Source organism: Modestobacter versicolor, from assembly GCF_014195485.1.
GTDB classification, from domain to species: domain Bacteria; phylum Actinomycetota; class Actinomycetes; order Mycobacteriales; family Geodermatophilaceae; genus Modestobacter; species Modestobacter versicolor.
The window spans coordinates 1,309,320-1,331,265 of sequence record NZ_JACIBU010000001.1; the positions used below are offsets into that span (position 1 = coordinate 1,309,320).

The following is a 21,946-nucleotide window of genomic DNA, read 5'->3' on the forward strand; positions in this document are numbered from 1 at the left end:
TCAGTGCGCGGCGGCGTCCCAGCTCGCGCCGAAGCCGACCGAGACCTCCAGCGGCACCGAGAGCTGGGCCGCACCGGCCATCTCTCGGCGCACCAGCGCCTCGAGCACGTCGTGCTCACCGGCGGCGACCTCCAGCACGAGCTCGTCGTGCACCTGCAGCAGCATCCGCGAGCGCAGCCCCTCGGTCTGGATCGCCCGCTCCACGTTGAGCATCGCGACCTTGATGACGTCGGCGGCCGAGCCCTGGATCGGTGCGTTGAGCGCCATCCGCTCGGCCATCTGCCGCCGCTGCCCGTTGTCGCTGGTCAGGTCGGGCAGGTAGCGCCGCCGCCCCAGCGTCGTCTCGGTGTAGCCGGTCTGCCGGGCGTCGTCGACCACGCCGTCCAGGTAGTCACGGATGCCGCCGAAGCGCTCGAAGTAGGCGTGCATCTGCTCCCGGGCCTCCTCGACGGAGATGTTCAGCTGCCCCGACAGCCCGTAGGCGCTGAGCCCGTAGGCCAGCCCGTAGCTCATCGCCTTGATCCGGCGGCGCATCTCCGGGTCGACCTGCTCGATCGGGATGCCGAACGCGCGGGAGGCGACGAAGGAGTGCAGGTCCTCCCCCGAGGTGAAGGCCTCGATCAGCCCGGCGTCCTCGGAGAGGTGGGCCATGATCCGCATCTCGATCTGGCTGTAGTCGGCGGTCATCAACGACTCGTAGCCGGCGCCGACGACGAACGCCTGCCGGATCCGGCGGCCCTCGGCGCTGCGGATCGGGATGTTCTGGAGGTTCGGGTCGGTCGAGCTCAGCCGCCCGGTGGCCGCGATCGTCTGCTGGTAGGTGGTGTGGATGCGCCCGCCGTCGTCGACCATCGGGATCAGGCCGTCGATGACCGTGCGCAGCCGGGTGACGTCGCGGTGCCGCAGCAGGTGCTCGAGGAACGGGTGCCCGGTCGAGGCCAGCAGCGAGGTCAGGGCGTCGGCGTCGGTGGTGTAGCCGCTCTTGATCTTCTTCGTCTTGGGCAGCCCGAGCTCGTCGAAGAGCACCGCCTGCAGCTGCTTGGGCGACCCGAGGTTGATCTCCTTGCCGATGACGGCGTAGGCCTCCTGGGCGGCGTCGGCGACCGCGGCGGCGAACTCGGTCTGCAGCTCGTGCAGGGAGTCCAGGTCGGCGGCGATCCCGCGGAACTCCATGCTGGCCAGCACCCGGGTCAGCGGCAGCTCGATGTCGCCGAGCAGGTGGTCGCCGCCGCGCTGGCCCAGCACCTGCTCGAGGGCGTCGGACAGGTCGTTGACCGCCACGGCCTTGAGCACGTCGGCCTTGGCGGCCTCGCGGGCGACGTCGTCCTCGCTGGGGCCGAGCCCGTCGAGGGTGAGCTGCCCGTCGGTCTCCGCGGCGTCCTTGAGCTCGCGGCGCAGGTACCGCACGGCGAGGTCGCCGAGGTCGAAGCTGCGCTGCCCCGGGGTGGCCAGGTAGGCGGCGAGCGCGGTGTCGCTGGCCACGCCTGCGAGGTCCCAGCCGCGGGCCCAGACCGCCAGCAGCGGGCCCTTGACGTCGTGCACGACCTTGGTGGTCGCCGGGTCGGCGAGCCACGCGGCCAGCGCCTGCTCGTCGGCGGTGTCCAGGGCCGGCCCGAGGTCGACGAAGGTGGCGTGGTCGTTGGCCGCGGCCAGCGCGACGCCGGTCAGCTCGCCGGTGCCCCTCCCCCAGGTGCCGCGGAACACGACGCCGGTGGCCCCGGTGGCGGCGTTGGCCTGCAGCCACCCGCCCAGCCCACCGGCCGGCACCTCGTCGACGGCGACGTCGAAGCCGCCGTCCACCTCGGGCTCCGGCGCGGAGAGCGTGGCGAACAGCCGGTCGCGGAGCACCCGGAACTGCAGGTTGTCGAAGAGGGTGTGCACCTCGTTGCGGTCCCAGGACTGGACGCCGAGGTCGGCCGGCCCGACCTCCAGCGGCACGGCCCGGTCCAGCTCGGTGAGCCGGCGGTTCTGCAGCACCGAGGACAGGTGCTCGCGCAGCTTCTCCCCGACCTTGCCCTTGACGGTGTCGACCTGGTCGACCAGCGCGTCGAGCGAGCCGTACTCGCGCACCCACTTGGCGGCGGTCTTCTCCCCGACGCTGGGGATGCTCGGCAGGTTGTCGCTGGGGTCGCCGCGCAGCGCCGCGAAGTCCGGGTACTGCGTCGGGGTCAGGCCGTACTTGGTCTCGACCTCCGCCGGGGTGAACCGGGTGAGGTCGGAGACGCCCTTGCGCGGGTAGAGCACGGTGACGTGGTCGTTGACCAGCTGCAGCGCGTCGCGGTCACCGGTGCAGATCAGCACGTCCATGCCCTGCTCGACCGCCTGCACGGTGAGCGTGGCGATGACGTCGTCGGCCTCGTAGTTCTCCGCGGTGATCACCGGCACGTGCAGCGCGCCGAGCACCTCCTGGATCAGGCTGACCTGCCCGCGGAAGTCCGTGGGGCTCTCCGAGCGGTTCGCCTTGTACTCGGCGTAGATCTCGCTGCGGAAGGTCTTCCGGCTGACGTCGAACGCCACCGCGAGGTGGCTGGGCTGCTCGTCGCGCAGCACGTTGATCAGCATCGACGTGAAGCCGTAGACGGCGTTCGTCGGCTGCCCGGTCGTGGTGGAGAAGTTCTCCACGGGCAGGGCGAAGAAGGCCCGGTAGGCCAGCGAGTGGCCGTCGAGCAGCAGCAGCCGCGGACGGGCGCCCGAGGGCACGGTGGCGGGAGCGGGCGCGGAGGTGCTGACCGGTGCGGACATCGCCTCAGATCCTAGGTGCGGGCACCGACGGTCCCGACGGTGGAACCGGCCCCCTGGTTAACGTGCGGGCATGACCACGCCCCGCCCCGACTGGCTCCCGCAGCACACCCAGGGCCCGCTGGACGACAAGCTCGGCATCCAGATCACCGACTTCGACCCCGAGCGGCTGGTCGCGACGATGCCGGTGGCCGGCAACGAGCAGCCCTTCGGCCTGCTGCACGGCGGGGCGACCTGCGCGCTGGCCGAGAGCATCGGCTCCTGGGCCGGGATGTTGCACGCCGGCCCGGGCGGGAACGTCGTCGGCATCGAGCTCAACGTCAGCTACCTGCGGGGCGCGACGTCCGGGCTGGTGACGGCGGTCTGCACGCCGGTGCGCCGCGGGCGCACGCTGGCCACCTTCCTCATCCAGGTCAGCGACGACGCCGGCCGGCCCACCGCCAGCGCCCGGCTCACCGTGATGGTCCGCCCGGCCCGCCGGGCCGACGGCTGAACAGCCTCGCCGTCCGCCGACCCGGTGAGCGGCCTGCCGGGGAGACGGCACGGAGCGTGCCCGGGCCCTGACCGAACGTGTGGTGGCCCTGCCGGTCGTGTGCAACCGGTCCGAGCACATCGGCGTGTCGCAGAAGGGTCACAGTGCGTCCCAGCAGGTCGATCCGCGTAACACGGGTGGGTTACTGTCCCCGCTCAACCAACGGCTGGGAGGTCGAGTGACGCACGCGCCGCACCGCGCCCGAGGGCACGGTGAACGCAGCTCCACCGGTGAGGTACCGGTGGGGCGACCAACGACCGGCGGGCGCCTGGAACGGTGGCGCACAGGGCGCCGACCGCTGGTCCTCGCGCTGCTCGTCGCTGCGTTCGCCATGGCCCTCGCCACGCTGATCCCGGGTGTGGCCAGCGCCGAGGGCGAACGCCTGGTCGGCACCCTGCAGACGAGCCGCAGCGGTCCCATCGAGGGCGTCGAGGTCACCGTCGAGTCGGCGGCCGGCGAGGAGGTCGACTCGGTCGAGACCGACGAGGACGGCCGCTTCGCCATCGACCTGCCCGGCCCGGGCCAGTACACGATCAGCCTGGACGAGGAGGCGCTGCCCGACGGCGTCGACCTGGGCACCGGGGGTGCCAGCCGCGACGTCACGGTCGACACCGGCCGCGCGCAGCCGGTCAACTTCGGCCTCGTCGACGGCAGCTCCAACGCCGGCGGCGGGTCGATCGAGGCCGTCCAGCTGCTGGTCGACGGCATCCGGTTCGGCCTGCTCATCGCCGTCTGCGCCGTCGGTCTCTCGCTGATCTTCGGCACCACCGGGCTCACCAACTTCGCCCACGGCGAGCTGGTCACCATCGGTGCGGTCATCGCCTGGTACGTCAACGTGCGCGGCGGCGTCCCGCTCATCCCGGCCACGATCATCGCGATGGTCGCCGGCGCCGCGGTCGGAGCGCTGAACGAGCTGGCGATCTGGCGGCCGCTGCGCCGCCGGGGCACCGGCCTGGTCGCCGCGCTGGTGGTCTCCATCGGCCTGTCGATGCTGCTGCGCTACCTGGTCCAGATCGTCTACGGCGGGTTCTCCAACCCCTACGGCGACTACCAGAGCCAGCGGGCCGTCGACTACGGCGTCTTCACCATGACCAACCGGTCGCTGGCCTCGATCGTCATCTCGGTCGTCGTGCTGGTGCTGGTCGCGCTGATGCTGCAGAAGACCTCGATCGGCAAGGCGATGCGGGCGGTCTCGGACAACCGCGACCTGGCCGCCTCGTCGGGCATCGACGTCAACCGGGTCATCCTGGTCGTCTGGATGATGGGCGGGGCGCTGGCCACCCTCGGCGGTGTGCTGCTCGGCCTGTCCGACCAGGTGCAGTGGGACATGGGCTTCCGCCTGCTGCTGCTGATGTTCGCCGGGGTCACCCTGGGCGGGCTCGGCACGGCGTACGGCGCCCTCATCGGCAGCCTCATCGTCGGTGTGTTCGTGCAGATGTCCACCCTCGTCATCCCCAGTGACGTGAAGTACGTCGGAGGGCTGCTCCTCTTGATCGTCATCCTCGTCGTGAAGCCCCAGGGGATCCTGGGCTCCCGGGCTCGGATCGGCTGACGCCATGTCCGAACTCCTCGACGCGTTCCAGGTCGCCGGCAAGGCCTTCTTCGGCTTCCAGGCGATCTTCTTCGCCCTGCTCGCCATCGGCATCAACGTGCACTTCGGCTACACCGGTCTGCTGAACTTCGGGCAGATCGCGTTCGCCATGCTCGGTGGCTTCGGCATCGCCATCTCGGTGAGCCAGTGGGGCCTGCCGTTCTGGGTCGGCGTGCTCGTCGGCATCGGCGCGGCCGTGGTGCTGGCCCTGCTGCTCGGTCTGCCCACCCTGCGGCTGCGGGCCGACTACCTGGCCATCGTCACCATCGCGATGGCCGAGGGGCTGCGGTTGCTCTTCCGGTCGGTGGGCGCCACGCCCGTCACCGGTGGCACCCGCGGCCTGTCCGCCTTCAACGTCGACTTCATCTCCCTCGCCCCGTGGGACACCCAGCGGCGCTACAACATCCTGGGCACCTCGTGGAGCGGTGGCGAGCTGTGGGTCGCCCTCATCGGGTGGCTCGTGGTGACGCTGTTCAGCTTGCTGGTCTGGCAGCTCATGCGCAGCCCGTGGGGCCGCGTGGTCAAGGCCATCCGGGAGGACGAGGACGCCGTCCGCGCGCTGGGCAAGAACGTCTACGCCTACAAGATGCAGGCGCTGGTGCTCGGTGGCGTGATCGGCTCGTTCGGCGGCATGGTCTACGCGATCGGCACCGGCTCGGCGATCCCCGACCAGTACCAGAACGCCAACACGTTCCTGGCCTACGCCGCGCTCATCCTGGGCGGGGCGGCCCGGGTGCTCGGACCGGTCATCGGGTCGATGCTGCTGTTGTTCATCCTGCAGTTCGCCGACACCGGGCTCCGGGCGCTGATCTCCAACGGCGTCATCCCCGACACCCTGCTGACCTCCACCGACGTGGCGCAGATCCGCTTCGTCCTGGTCGGCATCGGGCTCATGCTGTTGCTGGTGTTCCGACCCCAGGGCATCTTCGGTGACCGACGAGAGGTGATGCTCGATGCCCGCTGACCCCGGCTCGCACGGCGCCCACGCCGCACGCCCCGACGAGGTCCCCGCGGCCGCGAACGCCCCGACCCGCGAGTCCGCTGCCGGGCGCGTCCCGCAGCGGCTCGCCCAGGCCGCGCTCAAGGACCTCCCCTGGGAGGTCGGCGTCGCCAAGCCCGACCCGGCGATCGTGGTCGACAAGGTCACCCGCACCTTCGGTGGCCTGACCGCGGTCTCGGTCGACCACCTGGAGGTCCAGCGCGGTGGCATCACCGGGCTGATCGGCCCCAACGGTGCCGGCAAGACGACGCTGTTCAACCTGCTCACCGGGTTCGACCAGCCCAACACCGGCACCTGGTCCTTCGACGGGCGCGACCTCGGCCGGCTGTCGCCGCACCAGGTGGCCCGGCTCGGCGTGGTGCGCACCTTCCAGCTCACCAAGGCGCTGTCCCGGCTCACCGTGCTGCAGAACATGCTGCTCGGTGCCCAGGGGCAGCGCGGCGAGAGCTTCCTCCGGGCCCTGGTGCCCGGCGGGTGGCGGGCGCAGGAGAAGGAGAACACCGAGCGGGCGATGGACCTGCTGCGGCGGTTCAAGCTGGACGCCAAGAAGGACGACTTCGCCGGGATCCTCTCCGGTGGTCAGCGCAAGCTGCTGGAGATGGCACGCGCGCTGATGAGCGACCCCAAGGTGGTCATGCTCGACGAGCCGATGGCCGGGGTGAACCCCGCGCTGACCCAGAGCCTGCTGGGCCACGTCAAGGACCTCCGCGAGGAGGGCATGACGGTGATCTTCGTCGAGCACGACATGGACGTCGTCCGGGACATCAGCGACTGGGTGGTCGTCATGGCCGCCGGCAAGATCATCGCCGAGGGCCCGCCGGAGTCCATCTCGCAGAACAAGGCCGTCGTCGACGCCTACCTGGGCGCCCACCACGACGCCCCGCTGACGGTCGAGGAGGAGGACCGGGTGCTCGCCGAGGCCGAGGCCGAGGTCGCCCGCGAGCTCCACGGCGGTCAGCCGGGCACAGACGTGATCAGCGACGGTCCGGGAGGACGGCGATGAGTGATCCCCTGTTCGAGGTCGACGAGACCGGGGAGGACGTCACCCGCGCGCAGACGGTGAGCACCGGGGAGCTGTCCCCCGCCGAGAAGGCGGCCACCCGCGAGGAGCACGTCAAGCTCGCCGAGGGTGCGCTGGTGCGCGCCGACGACCTGGTCGCCGGCTACGTGCCGGGGGTCAACATCCTGCGGGGCTGCGACTTCTACCTTCAGGACGGCGAGCTCGTCGGCATCATCGGGCCCAACGGCGCCGGCAAGTCGACGCTGCTGAAGAGCCTGTTCGGGCTCATCCCGGTCCGCTCGGGCGCGGTCACCCTGCGCGGCGAGGACATCACCGGCGCCCCCGCGCACCGGCTGGTGTCGATGGGCGTCGGGTACGTCCCGCAGAACAACAACGTGTTCCCCTCGCTCACCATCGAGGAGAACATGCAGATGGGCGTGTACCTGCGGCCCAAGACGTTCAAGGACCGCTTCGACTACGTCATCGACCTGTTCCCGCTGCTCGGTGAGCGGCGCAAGGGCAAGGCCGGGGCGCTGTCCGGCGGCGAGCGGCAGATGGTCGCGATGGGCCGGGCGCTGATGATGGACCCGTCGGTGCTGCTGCTCGACGAGCCCTCGGCCGGTCTCTCCCCCGCCCTGCAGGACGAGGTGTTCATCCGCTGCCGGCGGATCAACGCCACCGGCGTCTCGATCATCATGGTCGAGCAGAACGCCCGCCGGTGCCTGCAGATCTGCGACCGCGGCTACGTGCTCGACCAGGGCCGCAACGCCTACACCGACACCGGCCAGTCGCTGATGAACGACCCGAAGGTCATCGAGCTCTACCTCGGGACGCTCGCCAAGGCGCAGTAGACGAAGGACCTCGCTGCCCCCCGAACCTCACGAGTTCGGCCCGGGCCCCTGCACCGAGGCCGCGGACGGCGCCGCTCCCCCACCCGGGGGCGGCGCCGTTCGCCGTTCCGGGCCGGTCAGCCCAGCACGGCCCAGGCGCTGGCCGCCACGTTGGCGGCGGCCGCGACCAGCCGCACCGTGTCGACGCGCAGCAGCGCCGCGTACGCGGCGGGGTCGAACCCCGCACCGAGCCGCCGGTGCTGCGGCACCGCCCCCCACGCCGTCACCGCCAGCACGACCGCCAGGCAGGCGGCGCTGCCCAGCACCGCGGCCGGGACGACGCCCGCCGGCCGGGCGAGGAGCAGCCAGCCGGTGGTGACCAGCTGACCGGCGAACAGCGGGCCCACGACGACGCTGATCCGCCTCGAGTGGCTCTGCTCGTAGCCGGCGAAGGCACTGGCCGGGACGGCGGTGAACTGCGGGTAGACCAGCGCCCGGACGGTGCCCTGGAAGCCCGCGTACCCGCCGACGAGCAGCAGGTGGGCCACCGCCACCGCGCTCACGCGGAGGCGCTCTTCGGCCGCCTGCCGCGCCAGGCGAGGCTCTGCGCGTCGAGCCGGCGCAGCAGCGGGTCGCCCTCGGCCGCGATCTGCTCGGCGAGGGCCACCGCCGCGGCCAGCCGCTCGTCGTCCAGCTGGGCGAAGGCCGGCGAGCGCCGCCGGTCCAGCACGTCGTACCAGCGGCCCTGCACGGCGTGGTCGAGCACGATCCGGCCGAAGCAGTGGTCGGCGGTCACGACCCAGCGCTCGGCCCGCGCCCGGCGCGGCAGCTCGTCGAGCACCAGCTGCCGGTACCGGCTCAGCAGTCGTCCGCGGTCGTCCACCCGACGAGTGTCTCCCCCGCGCAGCACTGCGGCCCGGCACCCTGGTGGGTGCCGGGCCGCAGCCTGGTGCTGGTGTCACATGCCGATCAGCCGATCAGCGGGAGGTGTCAGCGCTGGGGGCCGACACCATTCGTGTTCAGGCCCTGGATGATCCGCGAGGACTCCTCGAACCCGATGACCACGATGGCGTCCGGGCTGAACTCGGTCATCTGCTGCACCTCGGCGTCGTAGTTCGCCGCCTGCGGGTCGTAGATGACGGTCTGGATCGAGTCCTCCGGCAGGCCGTCGGCGATCAGGTTGTTCTTGGTGTTCTCCGCCAGCCCGGTGCCGTAGGGGTCGTTGGTGGCGAGGATGCCGACGGTGTTGTTGCCGTCGGCGCCGATCAGGTCGGCCAGCGCCCGAGCCTGCAGCAGGTCCGGGGGCGCGGTGCGGAAGTACAGCCCCTGGTCGTTGTAGTTCGTGAACTGGTCGGACGTGTTGGCGGGCGAGATCTGCATGACGCCGGCCTGGGTGATCGTGTCGATCACGGTCAGGCTCACGCCGGAGGACGCCGCACCGATGATCGCGTTGACGCCGGACTGCAGGAGGCGGTCCACGGTCTGGGTGGCGGTGTCGGTCGAGGCGTCGCCCGAGTCACCGGTCACCAGGGTGACCGGCTGGCCGAGCACACCACCGGCGGCGTTGATGTCGTTGATCGCCAGCTGCACGCCGGCGACCTCCGGCGGGCCGAGGAAGGCCAGGTTGCCGGTCTCGGGCAGCAGGGTGCCGATGGTCAGCGGCGTCGGGCTGGTGGCACCGGCGGCGACCGGCGCGGGGCCGGGCTCGCTGGTGGCGTTGGCCTCGTCGCCGGCGACCTGGAACTCGGTCTTCGAGTCGTCGAGGGCGTTGTCGTCGCCGAACTGCAGCAGACCGAAGCTCGCCTGGGCCGGCTCGCCGGCGTCGGTGAAGCTCAGCGGGCCGGAGAAGCCGTCGAAGTCGACGTCGCCACCGGCGTTGATGATCTCGAGGCACGCGGCAAAGTCGGAGCACTTGTCGCCACCCACGGTGAGGGCGTTGACGTAGGGGCCGAAGACCGTCGCCTGGGTGCTGCCGGCGGACTGGGCAGCGAGCGCGATCAGCATCGCGGCGTCGTAGGACTCAGCGCTGTAGTTGTAGTCCTGCAGGTCGGGGTCGACCTCGAGCAGCCGGTCGGTGAAGTCCGAGGAGAGCTCCGTCAGCGGCGTGGTGCCCTTCATGCCGGCCAGCGCGCCGTCCTCGTCGAAGTCCTCGCCGAGGGCGTTGCCCATGTTGCCGTCAGTGCCGTAGACGTTGACCTGCTTCTCGCTGCTCGCGCCGCTGTCGCCACCGCTGTCGCCGCTGTCGTCGCTGCTGCCGCCACAGGCGGTCAGCGCGAGCAGGGCAGCACCGGAGAGCGCGGTCGCGCGGGCGAAGGTGCCTGTGCGCATCAAGGAACTCCCAGAGATCTGAATACATGTCCACCGGCGCTCGCAGGCAACATCGCCTGTCGGGGTGCCGATCAGTGCGGAGAACCTAACCGGCCGGTGAACGGCCGGAGCCGCCTCTGGTCGCACCGTGACGGTGTTGTGACCTGCCCGTCGCGCCGCCGCCACATGCGCCACCGGCGCGTCACACGGCTGCAACCAGCCGTGCGACGCGCCGGTGGGCGACGTGAGGTGGGTCTCAGGAGCCGGCGGTCCCGCCGGTCGGGGTGGCCTCGTCGGCGACCTCGGTGGTGAGGATCGCCTGCGCCAACGCCTTCATCGAGGTGCGCTCGTTCATCGCCGTGCGCTGGATCCAGCGGAATGCCTCGGCCTCGGTCATGCCGCGCTCGGCCATCAGCCGGCCCTTGGCCTGCTCGACGACCTTGCGCGCCTCGAGCCGCTCCTTGAGGTCGGTGACCTCGGCGTCCAGGGCGTGCATCTCCTGGAACCGGCCGACCGCGACCTCGATCGCAGGGACCAGGTCGTTCTTGGAGAACGGCTTGACCAGGTAGGCCATGGCGCCGGCGTCGCGGGCCCGCTCGACCAGCTCGCGCTGGCTGAAGGCGGTCAGCACGATCACCGGCGCGATGCGGGCCGCCGCGATCTGCTCGGCGGCGGCGATGCCGTCGAGGACGGGCATCTGGACGTCGAGGACGACGAGGTCGGGCCGCAGCTCCTTGGCCTGGTCGACGGCCGCCTGGCCGTCGCCGACCTCGCCGACGACGACGTACCCCTCCTCCTCCAGCATCTCCTTGAGGTCGAGGCGGATGAGTGCCTCGTCCTCAGCGATGAGGACCCGGGTCGGTGCGTTGCTCACCGGGTGATCCTATCGACCGCGGCCAGCCCCCGACCGCCCGATACGCTGCGGGTCACCCGGTTGTGCTGGCCCCCGTACCCCAATCGGCAGAGGGAGCGGATTCAAAACCCGCGCAGTGTGCGTTCGAGTCGCACCGGGGGCACCATCGCGCAAGGACGAACTGCAGCGATCCACAACCCGCGCAGTGTGCGTTCGAGTCGCACCGGGGGCACCCGAGGGAACGGCCCGCTCGCCGCCTAAGTTGGCTCCGTGACCGGCCACATGACCCCCGAGCAGTTCCGCCAGCACGGCCACGAGGTGGTCGACTGGATCGCCGACTACTGGACCCGCATCGGGTCGTTCCCGGTCCGCTCGCAGGTCTCCCCCGGCGACGTCCGCGCCTCGCTGCCGGCCAGCGCCCCCGAGCAGGGCGAGCCGTTCTCCGCCGTCCTCGCCGACCTGGACCGCGTCGTCCTGCCCGGGGTGACCCACTGGCAGCACCCGGGCTTCTTCGGCTACTTCCCGGCCAACACCTCCGGCCCCTCGGTGCTCGGCGACCTGGTGTCCGCGGGGCTGGGCGTGCAGGGCATGTCCTGGGTGACCAGCCCGGCCGCGACCGAGCTCGAGCAGCACGTGCTCGACTGGTTCGCCGAGCTGATGGGTCTGCCCGAGTCGTTCCGCTCCACCGGCACCGGCGGGGGCGTCGTCCAGGACTCCAGCTCCGGCGCCAACCTGGTCGCGCTGCTCGCCGCGCTGCACCGGGCCAGCAAGGGCGCCACGGTGCGGCACGGCGTGCGGCCCGAGGACCACACCGTCTACGTCTCCGCCGAGACGCACAGCTCGATGGAGAAGGCGGCCCGCATCGCCGGGCTCGGCACCGACGCCATCCGGGTCGTGGAGGTGGACGGCGACCTGGCGATGAGCCCCGGTGCGCTGCGCCAGCGGCTCGCCCGCGACGTCGCCCGCGGCTACACGCCGGTGCTGGTCTGCGCGACGGTCGGCACCACCTCGACCACCGCGGTCGACCCGCTCGCCGAGCTCGGCCCGATCTGCCAGGAGTACGGCGTCTGGCTGCACGTGGACGCCGCCTACGCCGGTGTGAGCGCCGTCGTCCCGGAGCTGCGCGCCCTGCAGGCCGGCGTCGAGTGGGCCGACAGCTACACCACCGACGCGCACAAGTGGCTGCTCACCGGGTTCGACGCGACGCTGTTCTGGGTCGCCGACCGGGCCGCCCTCACCGGCGCGCTGGCGATCCTGCCCGAGTACCTGCGCAACGCCGCCACCGACACCGGCGCGGTCGTCGACTACCGCGACTGGCAGATCGAGCTGGGCCGCCGGTTCCGCGCGCTGAAGCTGTGGTTCGTCGTCCGCTGGTACGGCGCCGAGGGGCTGCGCGAGCACATCCGCAGCCACGTGGCGTGGGCCCAGGAGCTGGCCGGCTGGGCCGACGCCGACGACCGGTTCGACGTCGCCGCGCCGCACCCGCTGTCGCTGGTCTGCCTGCAGCCGCGCTGGGCGGCCGACGTGGACGCCGACGTCGCCACGATGACCCTGCTGGACCGGCTCAACGACGGCGGCGAGGTGTTCCTGACCCACACCACCGTCGGCGGCGCGGCGGTGCTGCGGGTGGCCATCGGCGCCCCCACCACCACCCGCGAGCACGTGCAGCGGGTGTGGACCCTGCTGGGCGAGGCGCACGACTGGCTGGCCAACGACTTCGCCGAGCAGGCCCGGGAGCGCCGCGAGGCCGAGCGCCGGGAGAAGGCCGCCGCCGAGGAGCAGTTCCGGGCCAACCGCGCGGCCCAGCTCGAGGCGGAGGCGGCCGCAGCCGCCGAGGCCGCAGCCGCCGAGGCAGCAACCGTCGAGGCGGCAGCCGCAGCACCCGAGGTGGAGACCCCCGCCGCCTGGGACGAGAGCGCGAGCCAGGCCGCCGCGCAGGCCGACCTCGCCGAGGCCGACCCCGAGCCGCAGGCCGACCCCGAGCCGCAGGCCGACCCCGAGCCGCAGGCCGACCCCGAGCCGCAGGGCGACCCCGCGGCGGAGGCCGGCACCGACTGACCGCAGGAGGGGCTCAGCCGAGCGAGCGGATGAGCCCCTCCTGGGCCACGGTGGCCACGTGGGTGCCGTCGGCCGCCCAGATCTGGCCGAAGCACAGCGCCCGGCCGCTGGCCGCCGCCGGGCTGTCGGTCTCGTACAGGAACCACTCGTCGGCGCGCACGGGCCGGTGGAACCAGACGGCGTGGTCCAGGCTCGCGCCGACCGTCGAGCCGCCCCAGCCGCCGCCGGTGCGGGCCAGGCCGGCCGACAGCAGGGTCAGGTCGCTGACGAAGGTGAGCGCCGCGGCGTGCACCGCCTCGTCGTCGGGGAGCGTGCCGGTCACCCGGAACCAGATCCGGGTGGCGGTGTCCGGGGGCAGCCGCGGTTCGGGGTCGAACGGGTCGGCGAGGTAGCGCTGCTCCACCGCCCGGCCGATCGCCCGGGACGCCGCGGCCTGCTCGGGGTGCGCCTTGGCGACCTCGTCCAGCCCGGGCAGGGACTCCGGGCCGGGGACCTCGGGCATCGGCAGCGAGTGCTCCACCACCGCCCGCTCCCCCGCGGTGAAGTCCGCGGTCAGCGCGAAGATGGCGACGTCGGCGCCCTTGCGGGTCTGCCGGGCCACCACCCGCCGGGTGCTGAACGTCCGGCCCTCGCGGATCCGGTCGACCTCGTAGCGGATCTCCTCGTGCGGGTCACCGGGCCGCAGGAAGTACGAGTGCAGCGAGTGCACCGGGCGGTCGGTGGAGACGGTGGCCTGCGCAGCCGTGAGCGCCTGCGCGGCCACCTGCCCGCCGAAGATCCGCTGCAGCGGCGTCGTCGGGGTGGTGCCGACGTACAGGTCCGGACCCCGCTCCTCCAGGTCCAGCACCTGCATCAGGTCCGAGGCCGGGCCCGAGGACACCCCCGACGACGACGTCACGCCTCGGTACCCACCTCGTGCACCCGGACGAGGTTCGTCGAGCCGGCGGTGTTCGGCGGCGAGCCGGCCACCACGACGACCTTGTCGCCCTCCTTGAGCCGGCCGATGGACAGCAGCGAGAAGTCGACCTGGCCGACCATGTCGTCGGTGTGCGTCACCTCGGGCACCAGGAAGGTCTCCACGCCCCAGGACAGCGCCAGCCGGCTGCGGACCGCGGGGTCGGTGGTGAAGGCCAGGATCGGCAGCCGGGTGTGCAGCGCGGCCAGCAGCTGCGCGGTCTTGCCGGTGAGGGTGAAGGCGGCCAGCGCGGCCACGTCGAGCGCCTCGCCGATGTCCTTGGCGGCCCGCACGATCGCGCCGGAGCGGTTCTTCGCCGGGCGGAGCAGGTCGGGCACCCGGACGGCGTCGGACTCGACGGCGTCGATGATCCGCTCCATCGTCTTGACCGCGACGATGGGGAACTTCCCGACCGAGGTCTCGCCGGACAGCATCACCGCGTCGGCACCGTCGAGGACGGCGTTGGCGACGTCGGAGGCCTCGGCGCGGGTGGGCCGGGAGTTCTCGATCATCGACTCGAGCATCTGGGTGGCCACGATGACCGGCTTGTTGCGCTCGCGGGCCACCTGCACGGCGCGCTTCTGCACCAGCGGCACCTGCTCCAGCGGCAGCTCGACGCCCAGGTCGCCGCGGGCGACCATGATGCCGTCGAAGGCCTTGACGATCGCCTCGAGGTTCTCGACCGCCTCGGGCTTCTCCAGCTTGGCGATGACCGGGACCTCGACGTCCTCCTGGCGCATGATCTCGCGCACCAGCTCGACGTCGCGGGCGTGCCGGACGAAGGACAGCGCGATGAAGTCGACGCCCAGCGAGAGGGCGAAGCGCAGGTCCTCGGCGTCCTTGTCGGACATGGCCGGGACGCTGACGGCGACACCGGGCAGGGACAGGCCCTTGTTGTTGGAGACCGGGCCGCCCTCGAGCACCAGGCAGAACACGTCGGGGCCCTTGACGTCGACCACGGTCAGCGCGAGCTTGCCGTCGTCGACCAGCAGGCGGTCACCGACGCGGGCGTCGTTGGCGAGGTCCTTGTAGGTGGTGGAGACGCGGTCGGCGGTGCCCTCCACGTCGTCCACGGTGATGCAGACCCGGCTGCCGGTCTCCCACTGCACCGGGCCGTCGGCGAACGTGCCGAGGCGGATCTTGGGGCCCTGCAGGTCGGCCAGCACGGCCACGGCGCGGCCGACCGTGTCCGACGCCGTCCGGACGTGCCGGTAGGCGGTCTCGTGGTCGGCGTGCTTGCCGTGGCTGAAGTTGAGGCGGGCGACGTCCATACCGGCCTCGACGAGGGCGGTGATCTGCTCCAGGGAGCCGGTGGCCGGGCCCAGGGTGCAGACGATCTTGGCGCGACGAGACATGGGGCAAAACTAGCCGCTGCCGCAGGGGGCACGGCCGACCGGGTCGGCCGTGTCCCCCCGAGGTGGCGCAGTCGTCCTGGACGTCCTGACGTGCTGGAACGGCCCCTCCGCAGGGGCCCGCGGCGCGCGGAGCGCGGCGTGGGGAGCGGAGGGGTCCTTACTCATCGCAGCGGGACGGCGTCCGGGGTGACCGGCCGGGGCAGCATCGAGTTCCCGGTCAGCCAGTTGTCGACCGCGCCCGCGGCGGCCCGGCCCTCGGCGATCGCCCAGACGATCAGCGACTGCCCGCGACCCATGTCACCGGCGACGAACACGCCCGGGACGCTGGACATGTACTCGGCGTCCCGGGTGACCCGGCCGCGGTCGTCGACGCCGCAGCCCAGCTCCTCGACCAGCCCGGTGGTCTCCGGGCCGGTGTAGCCCAGCGCCAGCAGCACCAGGTCGGCGGGGAGCTCGCGGGTGCTGCCCGGCTTGGGCTGGCGCGTGCCGTCGACGATCTCGATCTCCACGACCTCGATGGCCCGCACCCGGCCCTGGTCGTCGCCCAGGAAGGCCTCGGTGTTGACGGCGAACAACCGCTCGCCGCCCTCCTCGTGGGCCGGGGAGACCCGCAGGATCATCTCGTAGGTCGGCCACGGGTTGTCCTGCGGCCGGGAGCCCGCCGGCGCCGGCTTGTAGTCCAGCTGGGCGACCGAGGCCGCACCCTGCCGGTGCGCGGTGCCCAGGCAGTCCGCGCCGGTGTCACCGCCGCCGATGATCACCACGTGCTTGCCCTCGGCCGACAGCGGCGGGTCGTCGAGCTCGCCGAGCGCCTCGCGGTTGCCGAAGGGCAGGTACTCCATCGCGAAGTGCACGCCGTCGAGCTCGCGGCCCGGCAGCGGCAGGTCGCGGGCGACCGGCGTCCCGATGGCCAGGACGACGGCGTCGTACTCGGCCCGCAGCGCCTCGGTGGTGATCGCGCCCTCGCCGGTGCCGCCGACGTGGGTGTCGGTGACGAACCGGGTGCCCTCGGCGCGCATCTGGTCCAACCGCCGGTCCAGGTGGCGCTTCTCCATCTTGAACTCGGGGATGCCGTAGCGGAGCAGGCCGCCGATCCGGTCGTCGCGCTCGTAGACGGTGACCTGGTGCCCGGCCCGGGTGAGCTGCTGGGCGGCGGCCAGGCCGGCCGGCCCGGAGCCGACGACGGCGACCTTCCGGCCGGTCAGCTCCGCCGGCGGCTGCGGGGTGACCCAGCCGTTGAGGAACGCCTGGTCGATGATCTCCCACTCGATCTGCTTGATGGTGACCGGCGCGTTCTCCAGGTTGAGCACGCAGGCGGACTCGCACGGCGCCGGGCAGAGCTTCCCGGTGAACTCCGGGAAGTTGTTCGTCGCGTGCAGCCGCTCGATCGCCTCCTGCCAGTCGTCCCGGCGGGCGAGGTCGTTCCACTCCGGGATCAGGTTGCCCAGCGGGCAGCCGTGGTGGCAGAACGGGATGCCGCAGTCCATGCAGCGCGCCGCCTGCTCGCGGACGGCCTGCACCGGGAAGACGGCGTCCTCACCCGTCTCGCGGGTCAGGTACACCTCCTTCCAGTCCAGCAGGCGCAGCTCGACCGGCCGCCGGGGCGGCATCTGGCGGTCGAACTTCAGGAACCCGGTGCTGTCAACCACGTGCCGCCTCCATGACAGCTCGGTCCACGTCGTACCCCGCGGCCTCGGCGGCCCGCTTGGCCTCCAACGCCCGGCGGTAGTCCCGCGGCATGATCACGCTGAACCGCTCCGACCAGCGGCCCCAGTCGGCCAGCAGGCTGGTCGCCACGGCCGATCCGGTCGCCTCGCGGTAACGCTCGAGGACGTCGCGGAGCCACTGCGAGGCCTGCCCGTCCAGCGCCTCGACGTCCACCATCTCGCTGTTGACCCGGTGCCGGGCCAGGTCCAGCACGTAGCCGATCCCGCCGGACATGCCCGCGGCGATGTTGCGCCCGGTCGGCCCGAGGACGATCGCCGTCCCGCCGGTCATGTACTCCAGCGCGTGGTCACCGACGCCCTCGACGACGGCCAGCGCACCGGAGTTGCGCACGCAGAACCGCTCGCCGACCCGGCCGCGCAGGAACAGCTCGCCGCTGGTCGCGCCGTAGCCGATGACGTTGCCGGCGATGACGTTGTCCTCGGCCGGGAACGTCGCCTCCGGCGCGGGGCGGACGACGATGCGGCCACCGGACAGGCCCTTGCCGACGTAGTCGTTGGCGTCGCCGACCAGGGTCATGGTGATCCCGCGGGGCAGGAAGGCCCCGAAGGACTGCCCTGCCGACCCGGTGAAGGTCAGGTCGATGGTGCCGTCGGGCAGGCCCTCGCCACCGAAGCGGCGGGTGACCATCGAGCCCAGCATCGTGCCGACGGTGCGGTTGACGTTGCGCACCGGCAGCTCCAGGTGCACCGGGCGGGCGTCGAGCAGCGCGCCCTCGCAGAGCTGGATGAGGGTCTGGTCCAGCGCGACGTCCAGGCCGTGGTCCTGGTCGCGCACCTTGCGCCGCGGGGTGCCCTCGGGCAGGTCGGGCACCGCGAGGACCGGTGTGAGGTCCAGGCCGGCGGCCTTCCAGTGCGAGATCGCGGGCTTCACGTCCAGCAGCTCGGCGTGGCCGACGGCCTCGTCGATGGAGCGGAAGCCGAGCTCGGCCAGGAACTCGCGCACCTGCTGGGCGATGAACTCGAAGAAGGTCACCACGAACTCGGGCTTGCCGGTGAACCGCTTGCGCAGCTCCGGGTTCTGGGTGGCCACACCGACCGGGCAGGTGTCCAGGTGGCAGACGCGCATCATCACGCAGCCCTCGACCACCAGCGGGGCGGTCGCGAAGCCGAACTCCTCGGCCCCCAGCAGCGCCGCGACGATCACGTCCCGGCCGGTCTTCATCTGCCCGTCGACCTGGACCACGATCCGGTCGCGCAGCCCGTTGGCCAGCAGCGTCTGCTGGGTCTCGGCCAGGCCGATCTCCCACGGGGTGCCGGCGTGCTTGAGCGAGGTCAGCGGCGCCGCACCGGTGCCACCGTCGAAGCCGGACACCAGGACGACGTCGGCCTTGGCCTTGCTGACGCCGGCCGCGACCGTGCCGATCCCGGACTCCGAGACCAGCTTGACGTGCACCCGCGCCTCGTTGTTCGCGTTCTTGAGGTCGTGGATGAGCTGCTTGAGGTCCTCGATCGAGTAGATGTCGTGGTGCGGCGGCGGGCTGATCAGGCCGACGCCGGGCGTGGAGTGCCGGGTGCGGGCCACCCACGGGTAGACCTTGCTGCCCGGCAGCTGGCCGCCTTCGCCGGGCTTGGCGCCCTGGGCCATCTTGATCTGGATGTCGTCGGCGTTGACCAGGTACTCGCTGGTGACACCGAACCGGCCGCTGGCCACCTGCTTGATCGACGAGCGGCGCAGGTCGCCGTTGGGGTCGGCGGTGAACCGGTCGGGGTCCTCGCCGCCCTCGCCGGTGTTCGAGCGCCCACCGAGCCGGTTCATCGCGATGGCCAGGGTCTCGTGCGCCTCGGCGGAGATCGATCCGTAGCTCATCGCCCCGGTCTGGAAGCGCTTGACGATCTCGCTGACCGGCTCCACCTCGTCCAGCGGGACGGCGGGCCGGGCACCGGTGCGCAGGTTGAACAGGCCGCGCAGCGTCGCCGCCTCGGCCGAGAGGCCGTCGACGGTCTCGGTGTAGCGCTGGAAGACGTCGTACTGCCGGGACCGGGTGGCGTGCTGGAGCAGGAACACCGTCTCGGGGTTGAACAGGTGCACCTCGCCCTCGCGGCGCCACTGGTACTCGCCGCCGGTCTCCAGCCGCCGGTGCGCGGTCTCGGTGGGGTTGGTCGGGTAGGCCCGGCGGTGGCGCATGACCACCTCTTCGGCGAGCACGTCCAGCCCGACGCCGTCCAGGGTGGCCGACGTCCCGGTGAAGTACTCGTCGACGACGGCCTTGCTCAGCCCGACCGTCTCGAAGATCTGCGCCATCGTGTACGAGCCGACGGTGCTGATGCCCATCTTGCTCATCACCTTCAGCACGCCCTTGCCCATGGCCTTGACCACGTTGCGGACGGCCTGGGCGGGCTGGACACCGGTGAGCGTGCCGGTGCGGATCAGGTCCTCGACGCTCTCGAACGCCAGGTACGGGTTGACCGCGGCCGCGCCGTAGCCCAGCAGCAGCGCGACGTGGTGCACCTCGCGGCAGTCGCCGGTCTCGACGACCAGGCCGACCTCCATCCGGGTGCGCTCGCGCACCAGGTGGTGGTGGACGGCGGCGGTCATCAGCAGCGACGGGATCGGGGCGCGCTTCTCGTCGCAGTCGCGGTCGGACAGCACGATGACCCGCGCGCCGGCGGCGATGGCCTTGCTGACCTTGGTGCGCAGCTCGGTGATCGCCTGGGCGAGCGCCGGCCCGCCACCGGTGACGTCGAAGTGGCCGGTGATCCGGACGGCGGCGAAACCGGGCAGGTCGCCGTCGTCGTCGATGTGCAGGATCTTGGCCAGCTCGTCGTTGTCGATGACCGGGTAGGGCAGGAAGACCTGCCGGCAGGAGGCCGGGGTGGCCTTGAGCAGGTTCTGCTCCGGCCCGAAGGTGCGGCCCAGGCTGGTCACCAGCTCCTCGCGGATGGCGTCCAGCGGCGGGTTCGTGACCTGGGCGAACAGCTGGGTGAAGTAGTCGAACAGCTGGCGCGACCGGTCCGACAGCGAGGCGATCGGGGTGTCGGTGCCCATCGAGCCGATCGGCTCGGCGCCGCTGGCCGCCATCGGCTGCACCAGCACGCGCAGCTCCTCCTCGGTGTAGCCGAAGAGCTGCTGGCGGCGGACGACGGACTCGTGGCTGGGCCGCGACCGGCGCCGCTCGGGCAGGGCGGGCAGGTGCACGAGGCCGGCGTGCAGCCAGTCGTCGTAGGGCTCGGCGGTGGCCAGGGCGCCCTTGACCTCCTCGTCCTCGACGATCCGCCCGGCGGCGGTGTCGACGAGGAACATCCGGCCCGGCTGCAGCCGGCCCTTGGCGACCACGTCGGCGGCCGGGATGTCCAGCACGCCGGCCTCGCTGGCCAGCACGACCAGGTCGTCCTTGGTGTGCCACCAGCGACCGGGGCGCAGGCCGTTGCGGTCCAGCACGGCGCCGATCAGGGTGCCGTCGGTGAACGCCACGCAGGCCGGGCCGTCCCAGGCCTCGATGATCGAGGAGTGGTACCGGTAGAAGGCCCGGCGGGCCGGGTCCATCTCGTCGTGGTTCTCCCACGCCTCCGGGATCATCATCAGCACCGCGTGCGGCAGCGAGCGGCCGGACAGGTGCAGCAGCTCGAGCACCTCGTCGAAGGTGGCCGAGTCGCTGAAGTCGCTGGCGGTGACCGGGAAGATCCGCTCCAGCCCGAGCTCGCTGGCCGGGCCGGCGGGGCCGTCGAACAGCTCGGTCTCCAGCTTGGCCTCGCGGGCCCGCATCCGGTTGCGGTTGCCCTTGATCGTGTTGATCTCGCCGTTGTGCGCGATGAAGCGGAACGGGTGGGCCAGCGGCCAGCTCGGGAAGGTGTTGGTGGAGAACCGGCTGTGGACCAGCGCGATCGCCGACTCGTAGCGCTCGTCGCGCAGGTCGGGGAAGAACGCGGGCAGCTGGTCGGTGGTCAGCATGCCCTTGTAGGTGATGGTGCGGGAGGACAGCGAGGCGATGTAGCAGCTGCTGCCGGCGTCCCGGGCCGCCCGCTCCACCCGCTTGCGCAGCACGAACGAGCGGCGCTCCAGGCGGGTCACCCCGTGCGGGGCCACGGTGCCGCCGAAGGCAGCGGCGTCGGCGCGGGCACCGATGGTCTCGGCGACGAAGAGCTGGGCGAAGTGCGGCATGACCCGGCGGGCGGTCGGCCCGAGGTCGGCGCCGTCGGGGTCGACGGGCAGCTCGCGCCAGCCCAGGACGGTCAGCCCCTCCTCCGCGGCCAGGCCGGCGACGGCGTCGACGACGCCGGCCCGCTCGGTCTCGTCGGCGGGCAGGAAGGCGATGCCGACGGCGTACTCACCGCTGGGCGGCAGGTCGAAGTCCACGCTCTCCCGGAGCAGCGCGTCGGGGACCTGGGTGAGAATCCCGGCGCCGTCCCCCGAGTTGGGCTCGGAGCCGGCGGCGCCGCGGTGGTCGAGGTTGTGCAGGGCGGTCAGCCCGGCGGCCACGATCGACCGCGAGCGGCGGCCCCGGGCGTCGGCGACGAAGGCGACACCGCAGGCGTCGTGCTCCCGGGCCGGGTCGTAGAGACCGGCGGCGGCCGGGAGGGCGGAGAACGGCACGGCGGTGCCCGGGGCGGTCGAGAAGGACGGGCCCGGGGTGGGGGCGGCGAGGTCGGACATGTCACTCCCGTCGTCGGCTGGCCGCGGCGGCCCTCCACCGGTGACCCCGCGAGCGGAGCCGGGAGGGGAGGCGCTGGTGCGGGGGGTCACGAGGACCCCGCCGGGTGGTCAGAGCGGTGGGGCGGTGCGGTGGAGCGGCGGTCAGTGGGGCCGGTCGGAGGACCGGGGGCCCGACGAGTGGGGCAGCAGCGGCCGGCGGGACGGTGCGTCCGAGCCTGCCCGAGGACCGCGCACCCGCGGGGGCGGGTGGCCGCGGGGTGGTCGTGCTCGGGGCAACGCTGGCCCGGTTCCGACATCGCCGGCCTGCCCAGGATCACTGGTCGGCCGACGATGAGCGTACACAGAGCTGTCACCTCGGCGACATGTCCGAACGGTGTCACACATGTCTCGTCGGGACGTCGGCGGACC

General features: G+C 72.3%; 15 protein-coding genes and 1 tRNA gene. 7 read left to right on the forward strand and 9 right to left on the reverse strand.

Annotation, left to right across the window (positions count from 1 at the left end; all coding sequences use genetic code 11):
- The gene (polA, locus tag FHX36_RS06385) at positions 1 to 2,742 is read right to left on the reverse strand and encodes a DNA polymerase I (protein WP_110551253.1); all 2,742 of its coding nucleotides are present in this window, start codon (positions 2,740 to 2,742) and stop codon (positions 1 to 3) included.
- Positions 2,743 to 2,812: 70 nt separating this feature from the next.
- Between polA and FHX36_RS06390 the strand changes: the two genes are divergently transcribed.
- The 5 genes from FHX36_RS06390 (at position 2,813) to FHX36_RS06410 (ending at position 7,713) form a co-directional block, all read left to right on the forward strand.
- Complete coding sequence (locus tag FHX36_RS06390; RefSeq protein WP_110551252.1) at positions 2,813 to 3,232, forward strand: PaaI family thioesterase; 420 nt, start codon at positions 2,813 to 2,815, stop codon at positions 3,230 to 3,232.
- 370 nt (positions 3,233 to 3,602) lie between these two features.
- Complete coding sequence (locus FHX36_RS06395; RefSeq protein ID WP_110551251.1) at positions 3,603 to 4,823, forward strand: branched-chain amino acid ABC transporter permease; 1,221 nt, start codon at positions 3,603 to 3,605, stop codon at positions 4,821 to 4,823.
- 4 nt (positions 4,824 to 4,827) lie between these two features.
- A complete protein-coding gene (locus tag FHX36_RS06400; protein ID WP_110551250.1) occupies positions 4,828 to 5,826 on the forward strand; it encodes a branched-chain amino acid ABC transporter permease in 999 nt (332 codons plus the stop codon).
- Positions 5,816 to 6,865 carry an ABC transporter ATP-binding protein gene (locus tag FHX36_RS06405; protein WP_110551249.1) on the forward strand — a complete coding sequence of 350 codons (1,050 nt, stop codon included), beginning with the start codon at positions 5,816 to 5,818 and terminating at the stop codon, positions 6,863 to 6,865. The genes FHX36_RS06400 and FHX36_RS06405 overlap by 11 nt, the downstream gene beginning before the upstream one ends.
- Entirely contained in the window at positions 6,862 to 7,713 is an 852-nt protein-coding gene (locus FHX36_RS06410; protein ID WP_220035845.1) for an ABC transporter ATP-binding protein, read from the forward strand. The genes FHX36_RS06405 and FHX36_RS06410 overlap by 4 nt, the downstream gene beginning before the upstream one ends.
- A gap of 116 nt (positions 7,714 to 7,829) precedes the next feature.
- Here the strand turns inward: FHX36_RS06410 and FHX36_RS06415 are convergent, their stop codons facing one another.
- The 4 genes from FHX36_RS06415 to FHX36_RS23820 form a co-directional block, all read right to left on the reverse strand.
- Positions 7,830 to 8,255, reverse strand: a complete 426-nt coding sequence (locus FHX36_RS06415) for a DUF1772 domain-containing protein (RefSeq protein ID WP_110551248.1) — start codon at positions 8,253 to 8,255, stop codon at positions 7,830 to 7,832.
- A complete protein-coding gene (locus tag FHX36_RS06420; protein ID WP_110551247.1) occupies positions 8,252 to 8,575 on the reverse strand; it encodes a hypothetical protein in 324 nt (107 codons plus the stop codon). The genes FHX36_RS06415 and FHX36_RS06420 overlap by 4 nt, the downstream gene beginning before the upstream one ends.
- 107 nt (positions 8,576 to 8,682) lie before the next feature.
- Complete coding sequence (locus FHX36_RS06425; RefSeq protein ID WP_110551246.1) at positions 8,683 to 10,020, reverse strand: ABC transporter substrate-binding protein; 1,338 nt, start codon at positions 10,018 to 10,020, stop codon at positions 8,683 to 8,685.
- 235 nt (positions 10,021 to 10,255) lie between these two features.
- Positions 10,256 to 10,873 carry an ANTAR domain-containing response regulator gene (locus FHX36_RS23820; protein ID WP_110551245.1) on the reverse strand — a complete coding sequence of 206 codons (618 nt, stop codon included), beginning with the start codon at positions 10,871 to 10,873 and terminating at the stop codon, positions 10,256 to 10,258.
- Between the two features lie 68 nt (positions 10,874 to 10,941).
- Here FHX36_RS23820 and FHX36_RS06435 point away from each other — a divergent pair.
- Both FHX36_RS06435 and FHX36_RS06440 read left to right on the forward strand, forming a co-directional pair.
- Positions 10,942 to 11,018, forward strand: a tRNA-Leu gene (locus tag FHX36_RS06435).
- A gap of 104 nt (positions 11,019 to 11,122) precedes the next feature.
- Positions 11,123 to 12,910 carry an aminotransferase class V-fold PLP-dependent enzyme gene (locus FHX36_RS06440; RefSeq protein ID WP_343056577.1) on the forward strand — a complete coding sequence of 596 codons (1,788 nt, stop codon included), beginning with the start codon at positions 11,123 to 11,125 and terminating at the stop codon, positions 12,908 to 12,910.
- A 13-nt stretch (positions 12,911 to 12,923) separates the two neighbouring features.
- Here FHX36_RS06440 and FHX36_RS06445 read toward each other — a convergent pair whose 3' ends face one another.
- The 4 genes from FHX36_RS06445 to gltB all read right to left on the reverse strand — a co-directional run bounded on the left by FHX36_RS06445 (position 12,924) and on the right by gltB (position 21,538).
- Positions 12,924 to 13,808 (reverse strand): acyl-CoA thioesterase, encoded by an 885-nt coding sequence (locus tag FHX36_RS06445; RefSeq protein WP_110551244.1) that lies wholly within the window; start codon positions 13,806 to 13,808, stop codon positions 12,924 to 12,926.
- Complete coding sequence (gene pyk, locus FHX36_RS06450; protein WP_110551243.1) at positions 13,805 to 15,220, reverse strand: pyruvate kinase; 1,416 nt, start codon at positions 15,218 to 15,220, stop codon at positions 13,805 to 13,807. Before pyk ends, FHX36_RS06445 begins: the two co-directional genes overlap by 4 nt.
- A gap of 161 nt (positions 15,221 to 15,381) precedes the next feature.
- Positions 15,382 to 16,869: a glutamate synthase subunit beta gene (locus tag FHX36_RS06455; protein WP_110551242.1), complete on the reverse strand. Its 1,488-nt coding sequence runs from the start codon at positions 16,867 to 16,869 to the stop codon at positions 15,382 to 15,384.
- Positions 16,862 to 21,538: a glutamate synthase large subunit gene (gene gltB / locus FHX36_RS06460; RefSeq protein ID WP_220035844.1), complete on the reverse strand. Its 4,677-nt coding sequence runs from the start codon at positions 21,536 to 21,538 to the stop codon at positions 16,862 to 16,864. Before gltB ends, FHX36_RS06455 begins: the two co-directional genes overlap by 8 nt.
- Positions 21,539 to 21,946: the final 408 nt, after the last annotated feature.

What these genes read in the sequence shown, in the direction of transcription:
- FHX36_RS06425 (WP_110551246.1), bottom strand. Translation starts at nt 10,020, where the DNA reads ATGCGCACAGGCACCTTCGCCCGCGCGACCGCGCTCTCCGGTGCTGCC.
- FHX36_RS06400 (WP_110551250.1), top strand. Translation starts at nt 4,828, where the DNA reads ATGTCCGAACTCCTCGACGCGTTCCAGGTCGCCGGCAAGGCCTTCTTC.
- pyk (WP_110551243.1), bottom strand. Translation starts at nt 15,220, where the DNA reads ATGTCTCGTCGCGCCAAGATCGTCTGCACCCTGGGCCCGGCCACCGGC.
- polA (WP_110551253.1), bottom strand. Translation starts at nt 2,742, where the DNA reads ATGTCCGCACCGGTCAGCACCTCCGCGCCCGCTCCCGCCACCGTGCCC.
- FHX36_RS06395 (WP_110551251.1), top strand. Translation starts at nt 3,603, where the DNA reads ATGGCCCTCGCCACGCTGATCCCGGGTGTGGCCAGCGCCGAGGGCGAA.
- FHX36_RS06390 (WP_110551252.1), top strand. Translation starts at nt 2,813, where the DNA reads ATGACCACGCCCCGCCCCGACTGGCTCCCGCAGCACACCCAGGGCCCG.
- FHX36_RS06410 (WP_220035845.1), top strand. Translation starts at nt 6,862, where the DNA reads ATGAGTGATCCCCTGTTCGAGGTCGACGAGACCGGGGAGGACGTCACC.
- gltB (WP_220035844.1), bottom strand. Translation starts at nt 21,538, where the DNA reads ATGTCCGACCTCGCCGCCCCCACCCCGGGCCCGTCCTTCTCGACCGCC.
- FHX36_RS06405 (WP_110551249.1), top strand. Translation starts at nt 5,816, where the DNA reads ATGCCCGCTGACCCCGGCTCGCACGGCGCCCACGCCGCACGCCCCGAC.